General features: G+C 50.0%; 6 protein-coding genes. All 6 read right to left on the bottom strand.

Annotated elements, in window-relative coordinates:
- Positions 1-23: 23 nt before the first annotated feature.
- Positions 24-1703 (bottom strand): NAD-dependent malic enzyme, encoded by a 1680-nt coding sequence (locus tag CXF87_RS08925; RefSeq protein WP_101146392.1) that lies wholly within the window; start codon positions 1701-1703, stop codon positions 24-26.
- A gap of 181 nt (positions 1704-1884) precedes the next feature.
- Positions 1885-3096: a YeeE/YedE family protein gene (locus tag CXF87_RS08930; RefSeq protein WP_101146393.1), complete on the bottom strand. Its 1212-nt coding sequence runs from the start codon at positions 3094-3096 to the stop codon at positions 1885-1887.
- A 156-nt stretch (positions 3097-3252) separates the two neighbouring features.
- Complete coding sequence (locus CXF87_RS08935) at positions 3253-4266, bottom strand: AI-2E family transporter (RefSeq protein ID WP_101146394.1); 1014 nt, start codon at positions 4264-4266, stop codon at positions 3253-3255.
- Between the two features lie 310 nt (positions 4267-4576).
- Positions 4577-5599, bottom strand: coding sequence for a tryptophan--tRNA ligase (locus CXF87_RS08940; protein WP_101146395.1), 1023 nt, complete (start codon positions 5597-5599; stop codon positions 4577-4579).
- Positions 5600-5663: 64 nt separating this feature from the next.
- Positions 5664-7478, bottom strand: a complete 1815-nt coding sequence (locus CXF87_RS08945) for a hypothetical protein (protein WP_101146396.1) — start codon at positions 7476-7478, stop codon at positions 5664-5666.
- A gap of 10 nt (positions 7479-7488) precedes the next feature.
- Positions 7489-7881 (bottom strand): hypothetical protein (locus tag CXF87_RS08950; protein ID WP_198556034.1); only part of this gene is annotated, 393 nt, incomplete at its 5' end.

A 7881-nucleotide genomic window follows, 5' to 3' on the forward strand; every position in this document is an offset into this window, starting at 1 on the left:
CCTCGGTGGGGGCTTTTTTTTGTTTAGAATGCGCGGCGGCGATAGGTGCGGTAATCCGGCGACCAGGACGCCTTTTCAATCAACTCACGCAGCGTCGTACCGCTGGTTTTCAGCGCCACGCCGTTCTGCTGCGCCTGCGCAGCGACTTCAAAGGCAATCGACTTACTGATATCGCGAATACGCGATAGAGGTGGCAGCAGCGCGCCTTTGCCCTCTTTGACCAACGGTGCTTCACGGGCCAGCGCCCGAGAGGCGCTCATCAGCATCTCATCGGTGACTCGGTTGGCACTGGCGGCAATGACCCCTAAACCTATACCTGGGAAGATATAGGCGTTGTTGCACTGGGCGATCGGGTAAGTGCGGCCGTTGTAAACCACCGGCGCGAAGGGGCTACCGGTGGCTACCAGCGCTTGACCATCGGTCCAGCGGATAACATCTTCCGGCACCGCCTCTGCTTGCGAGGTCGGGTTGGAGAGCGGCATGATCACCGGATGCTCACAGCCCGCGTGCATAGTGCGAACAACTTGCTCGGTGAAGATGCCACGCTGACCACACACACCAATCAATACCGTTGGTTTGATCTGCGCAATCGTCTCCTCCAGTCCTTGGCCATTCCAGCCAACCACCAAGGAGGGGTCGTGGGCCAGGCGTCGCTGGAAGTCGCGCTGCCACGCTTGATCGCTGGTCATTAAACCGTCCCGATCAACAATAAAAATGCGGGCGCGGGCTTCGCTCTCGGTCAAGCCTTCGGCTTCCATGGCCACCACCACCTGCTCGGCGATGCCACAACCTGCCGATCCCCCACCGACAAACACCACACGCTGCTGAGCAATGGTTTCTTCGCGCGCTTGGCAAGCCGCCATCAAAGTACCGACCACCACCGACGCGGTGCCCTGTACATCGTCGTTAAAGCAGCACAGGTCATCACGGTAGCGTTCAAGTAACGGTACGGCGTTGGCCTGGGCAAAATCCTCAAACTGCAGCAGTACGTTAGGCCAACGGCGCTTCACGGCAGCAATAAACTCTGCCATGAAGGCGTCATACTCTTCCTGCCCTACCCGCTCATGGCGCCAGCCCATGTACATTGGGTCATCCAGCAGCGCTTTATTGTTTGTTCCCACATCAATCATGATGGGTAGCGTATAAGCAGGGCTGATGCCACCACAGGCGGTATACAGTGCCAGCTTCCCAATCGGGATACCCATGCCCCCGATTCCCTGGTCACCCAGCCCCAAAATCCGCTCACCATCCGTCACCACGATGACCTTGACGTTATCTTTCGTGGCGCTGCGCAGGATGTCATCCATATGCTCGCGGTCCGGGTAGCTAATAAACAGGCCACGGTGGTTACGATAAATATTGGAAAATTCCTGGCACGCTTGGCCGACTGTCGGGGTATAGATTATCGGCAGCATCTCTTCCAGATGCTGTGAAACCAGACGGAAGTAGAGTGTTTCGTTATCGTCTTGAATGGCGCGCAGATGGATGTGTTTCTCAAGGTCACTATGGCACTGCTGGTACTGGCGATACACACGCTCTAGCTGATCTTCAATGGTTTCCACCTTTTGGGGAAGTAAACCAATCAGGTTAAACGCCAGGCGCTCCTGTTGAGTAAACGCGCTGCCTTTGTTCAATAGCGGCATTTCGAGCAGAGAAGGACCGGCGTAAGGAAGGTATAAGGGGCGTTTACTCTGGGTAGTCATAAGCATTCTCTTTTTATGTCAATCACTGCTGCAATGCAGCAACATCGGGCGTTTGGGCTTAATGTAACATGCTCCTGCTACAAAGGTAGAAGAGAGCGACGTTGTTAACATAAAAACGCCCCGATTGAATGAGCTTCAAACCGGGGCGTCATCTAACTATTTTAGTGCTTTTAAACTAGTTTTAGCTGGTTTTAGCGGTGGGTTTGCGGCCTTCTACGCCGCTAAAAAAGAAAGGCCTTAATTTAACACCCAGCATGTTGCCCGCGAACGCAGCCACCAACCATACCCAGCCATGCAGGCTGCCAGACGCAATGCCGCTGAAGTAGGCGCCGATATTGCAGCCATACGCCAAGCGGGCGCCATACCCGAGCAGAAGGCCACCCACGATGGCGGCTAAAAGTGATTTCAACGGAATTCTAAAGTTAGGCGCAAAACGACCGGCCAAGCTGGCGGCGGCAAGTGCCCCCAGCATTATGCCGACGTTCATTACCGTGGTTATATCGCTCCATACGCTGGCTTCAAGGGCCGCCGCATTCCCCGGCGCTTGCCAATAGCCCCATTGGCTTACATCGCCACCAACGAGCGCATAGCTCTTTGCACCCCACAGTGCGAACGCGGAGGTGATTCCCCATGGGCGGCCAGCCAATGCCAAGGTGACGAAATTCAGCAACGCCAACGCTACGGCACCCGCCACCAATGGCCAAGGCCCTGTCAGCCACCGCTCATACCCATGCTTATTGACGATAGGCGCCTGCTCTAACTGACCATGACGGCGCTTCTCCATCACCCAGGTGAAAGCAGCAATCGCAGCAAACAGCACCAGGCTAATCGCAACCCCGCCACTTACCCCAGCCACGTTGACCAGTGATACCGGCTGAAAGGCTGGCAAACTCTGCCACCAGGCAAAATGCGCCGAACCAATCACCGAGCCGACAATAAAGAACACCAAGGTGATCAACATACGTGCGTTACCACCGCCCGCGGTAAAAAGCGTACCAGAAGCACACCCACCGCCTAACTGCATGCCCAGCCCGAATAAGAACGCCCCCACCAGCACGGAGATACCGATAGGCGCGACAAAGCCCGACACTTCATTACCAAACAGCGTGCCAGCCCCCAACGCAGGGAAAAACAGCACCACCGCAATCGCCAGCATCACCATCTGGGCACGCAAGCCACGCCCTCGCCGTTCAGTAATAAATACCCGCCACGCCGAGGTAAAGCCAAAGGCAGCATGATAAAGCACCATGCCAAACAGCCCACCGACAATCATCAACAGGCCCGTATTGGCCTCAAACACTACTCCTATAAGCAACGCGCCAAGCACAATCGCCGCTGTGGCGATGAGCGGCACGCGGTAACTCTGCGGCGCAGCAACCGTCGTTGTAGACATACATTCACCTTTATCAATGCCAAAAGCGCCTGTTCACGAACAGGCGCTTCCAGACAGAATGGATCCAGTTAATACGGATAATGATGATAAGCTTAACGCTGCTAATAATCGGCGTACAATTATTTGTGCAGCTGTATTTATGACGATTAACACTATTTACTGGCTTTCTTCCTCTCGAGTGACGTATAGCCTGTTCACCAACACAAACGCCACCACCGTCAGCGGTGCGGCCAAAATCAGGCCGGCTAAACCAAACAGAGTACTGGCTGCAAACAGCGAAAAAAGCAGCATGGCGGGGGGCAAGTGAACAGCGCGCTGCTGTACCAGCGGCTGTAAAATATTGCCCTCTATCTGCTGAATAATCGTATACACAATCAGCACAAACAGCGTGGTTTGAGGGCTCACAGTGAAGGCAAGCAACAACGCAGGAATAGCGGCAATCAGAGGCCCCACCAGAGGCACAAAATCCAATAGCCCAGCCACTAACCCCAAGCCAAGCGGCGCTGGCACACCTAACAGCCACATGCTGACACCCACTAAAAGCCCAGTGGCCACCATGGCCACTAACTGCCCGCCAAGCCAATAGCGGAGCGCCTTACCACTCTCATCCAGCGCTTCACCCAAACGTGGACGGCTTTTAATGGGCGCAAGTAACAATAAACCACGGCGATAAAGCCCCGGCTGTGCAGCAAAATAAACCATGCCGACGATAAGCGCGAAAAAGCTGACAACACTGCCCCCCATGGAGACCACCATCATCCCAACTTGCGAAATGCCGTTTCCAAATAAATCTCTCGCCCGCCCAGCCGCGTCATCAAGCAGGGGCGCTAGCTGCGACCCTTCAAGCCTTTCCTCAAGCTGATCCCATGCCTCGGGCAATAGAACAGACAGTGATTCCAACTCAGCAGACACCTGCGCGCCAAATGCCCAACTAACTAAGCCTAGCGCCAGGGTTAGCGTAATAATCACCGTTAACAGTGCCAGCCAACGGGGCACGCCTAGCCTCAAAAGTGGCGTCATACCCGTTTGCAATATACAGGCGCCCACCACTGCGCCAAAAATCAGGATCAGTAGTCCAACAAGCTTCCAAAGCATTAACGCGACGACCGCCAGCGTTAAGGCTATCAATGCACATTCCGTAAACGACTGATGTCGATACCTTGACCGCATACAATATTCCCTTTGTGGATGCGTTGCTTTTACGAAGTTAAGTGCATATCTGAGAAATGCATTCTGCTTACGTGATAAACACTATAGGGCATCAGCACAACCTTACTCATGCACAATCATGCTCATGCACAACCATTCTCATTCAGTTAATGACTGACGCCCTCGATTGGAGGCTGAGCGATCACTAACAGCCTAGTTAGCAGCAAAGCGCGAGGCCCGAAACAAACGAAGCCCTTTCCAAGCGGAAGGGGCTTCGTCATTACTACTAGATGACTAAAAGGCCACTACTGTGAATGGCAGTATTCAGTTGTTAAACAAACCGCCCCAGACCAACGGCAGCACGTAAGCGGTCCATCGTGACTGCCGCTTCTTCGCGCGCCCGCTCGGCGCCTTTCTGAAGTACCGCTTCAATATGAGCGGGATCTTCCATGAGCGCGTTATAGCGTTCACGGGGAGCGCTTAAGTGAGCATTCAAGTACTCAGATACTTGGTTCTTCGCATCACCCCAGCCAATCCCTGCGGCATACTGCTCGCGGAGGCTGGCGGTCTCTTGCGCCGTCGCAAAAGCGGAGTAAATCTGAAACAGCGTGCAGGTGTCCGGATCTTTCGGCTCACCGGGCTCCAGTGAGTTGGTCTTAATCTTACGTACCAGCTTTTGCAGCTTTTTCTCAGGAGCAAAGAGCGGGATCGTATTATCATAGCTTTTGGACATCTTGCGCCCATCTAAACCATTCAGAAGCTGCGTTTTCTCGTCAACGACGGCTTCTGGGAGGACAAAATGCTGGCCCTTATAGAGATGATTAAAGCGCCCGGCGATATCACGGGCCATTTCGATATGCTGAATCTGATCACGCCCTACCGGCACCTTATTGGCGTTAAACATTAAAATATCCGCCGCCATCAGCACAGGGTAACCAAACAGCCCCATGGTGATGCCTTTATCCGGGTCTTGGTTTTCCGCCTCTTCGTTCTCAGCCACCGCCGCCTTATATGCATGGGCGCGGTTCATTAAGCCCTTGGCGCACACGCAAGAGAGCATCCAGGTGAGCTCGGGGATTTCCAGAATATCCGACTGGCGATAAAAAATGGCATTGTCGGTATCTAGCCCAAGTGCCAGCCACGTGGCGGCAATTTCCAAGCGAGATTCCTGTACACGCTTCGGATCAGGACATTTGATCAAGGCATGGTAGTCAGCCAAAAAGTAAAACGACTGAACGTTGGGATCCTGGCTCGCCTCAATGGCGGGCTTGATCGCCCCAACATAGTTACCCAAATGGGGTGTGCCAGTGGTGGTGATACCGGTAAGGACGCGGGTTTTAGCGGGCTGACTCATGGTTTTTAGGCTCTTAGGCAAATGCTGCTATGATAACGCGCTCCTATCCATGTGGCGAATGGGGTTATTGCCAACCGATAAGTGCAAACGAGTTACCATCACTGTTCTGGCCTGAACAATCTTCCTCCGATTCCGACTGACAACTCTCGTCAACCTCAACATTAATAGCCTTATCAAAATGGTACCCACCATAGTCAAGTACAGATACTTCTCGACCATACACTGCGCCGTAAGCAGCTTCATTAGCAAACTCTACACGAGACAAAGGCGCCAATATATCAGCATAAAACTTAGAATTCCTGATACGCACACCGATATCAGTCTTATTTCTATCGTCATATAGAGAAACAATATTCATAACGCTCGTATTCTGGCCATTCCTAGCTACAACTCCTTGAGTTGATAAATTACTAACCTGACCTACCACGCCAACTTTACCTTTGACAACAAAGGTCACAGTACTTCCGTCGGAAATATACAACTTACTGTTATAGCCATTAATATTCAAATCGCCATCAACTAAAACAACGAAATCATTACTCTCACCTTCTTCTCCAAAATATAACTCCCTATTACCAGCAAGAGAAAAATCGTTCACCTTCATAACTTTCTCACCATCCTCACCACCATAAAATCTTTCATCATCCCCGGACAGAGTAACCTTTTTATTCTGCGGATAACCATCTATATATAAATCTCCTTGGCTTGCTTCCGATGCAGCATACTGCTCATAGATACTCGCCACATCATAAACATCACAGTCGTCGACATTATCATATGAAATCAAGTCTTCTATTAATTGAAGATCAGCACTCTCTTGATATAGCTCTCCTAAAATATGTTTAGAAATTGAATTATTCGTATTCACAGTAACACTCGGAGAGTACACATCAGAAAAAACTTGGCTATCATCATTATCGAATACCACACCACCGTTGGCTCGTAAGACAGCATCTATATCTGCGCCACCGTTCAACGTCACTTTACCTACGGCTTCTACCTCTTCTCCTTCGATCAAGCTCCCACCACGCGTTATTTTTATATCATTTCCTGCGTATGCATTACCATAGACTTTAGCAGTTTTCTGAAAAACGATATCATTCTGCGCGATTAAATCACCATAAACCTCAAACCCACCGTTATCCAAATAGATACTTTTACCGGCATATATATCACCATATACATTAGCACTATTATTCGCCTGAAAATCACCTGGAAGATAGATACTTCCATAAATTGGCGCCGAACTAGTTGTTGAAATATTTGAATTATCTAACCATGTACGCAGTTCCATGTTTGAGAGCTTGCTATTTTCTTCCCCGTATAAACCAGCTTCAGAATCATAACTATCTAAAAGTGCACTGCCTGTGACTTCTACTTTCTCGCAGGCATAAATCCCTCTTTTTCTACTTTGCCAATCAGCACCATCATTGTCACCAGGAACGCCGCCCGAACCGTTTCCTCCACTGCCCTTTCGATAAGTTGCAACTGTTTCCCGAACAGCATTGTTATTGGTTCCATCATCTTGTGTTGTAATAATGACATCATCATTTTTCACTTCTACTTTAACTTTCATTTTATCTGTACTATCAAGTGAGCTCGTTATATCTAAAAGATCAGCTATCTCATCCCACTCGTAAATCTTTTCATCTATCACATCATTTATAAGCTTACTCAAATTACCGTCTAGATCTTCTGCTATTGAAATATGTATATCTGACATCAGACTATCAGAGTTCATTTGCGCTTCAACTGAAGCACGATAATTTCCCGCCAACCTTTCATCAATCAGCGCACTGTTCATACCTGAAACACCAAGGACTAACGCCCCTGAAAGCAATGCCATAACAATTACTAATGCAGCACCTCGTTGCTTCATATTCATTCACCTAGTTATTACTATTTCCATTCCCGCCCGCATTAGAGCTTCCGCTATTGCCAGGACAGCCATCTCCTGCTGGGGGTGCATTTCCACTGTTGCCAGGGCAGTTAGCTCCTCCATTTCCGTTATTTCCGTTATTTCCGTTATTTCCGTTATTTCCGTTATTTCCGTTACCTTCGTTACCTTCGTTATCTTCGTTATCTTCGTTATCTTCGTTATCTTCGTTATCTTCGTTATCTTCGTTATCTTCGTTATCTTCGTTATCTTCGTTATCTTCGTTATCTTCGTTATCTTCGTTATCTTCGTTATCAAAATATTCAGCCCGTACTTTTCCACGAGCAGAAACATTAAACCTTATAGGCTTTCCATTTATCTCCACTGGCAGCTTCGTGGTATATAA

The organism is Halomonas sp. MES3-P3E (assembly GCF_002836035.1).
GTDB lineage: Bacteria > Pseudomonadota > Gammaproteobacteria > Pseudomonadales > Halomonadaceae > Vreelandella > Vreelandella arctica.

Excerpts from the sequence above, each read along its gene's own strand:
- CXF87_RS08945 (WP_101146396.1), bottom strand. The coding sequence starts at position 7,478 with ATGAAGCAACGAGGTGCTGCATTAGTAATTGTTATGGCATTGCTTTCA.
- CXF87_RS08935 (WP_101146394.1), bottom strand. The coding sequence starts at position 4,266 with ATGCGGTCAAGGTATCGACATCAGTCGTTTACGGAATGTGCATTGATA.
- CXF87_RS08940 (WP_101146395.1), bottom strand. The coding sequence starts at position 5,599 with ATGAGTCAGCCCGCTAAAACCCGCGTCCTTACCGGTATCACCACCACT.
- CXF87_RS08925 (WP_101146392.1), bottom strand. The coding sequence starts at position 1,703 with ATGACTACCCAGAGTAAACGCCCCTTATACCTTCCTTACGCCGGTCCT.
- CXF87_RS08930 (WP_101146393.1), bottom strand. The coding sequence starts at position 3,096 with ATGTCTACAACGACGGTTGCTGCGCCGCAGAGTTACCGCGTGCCGCTC.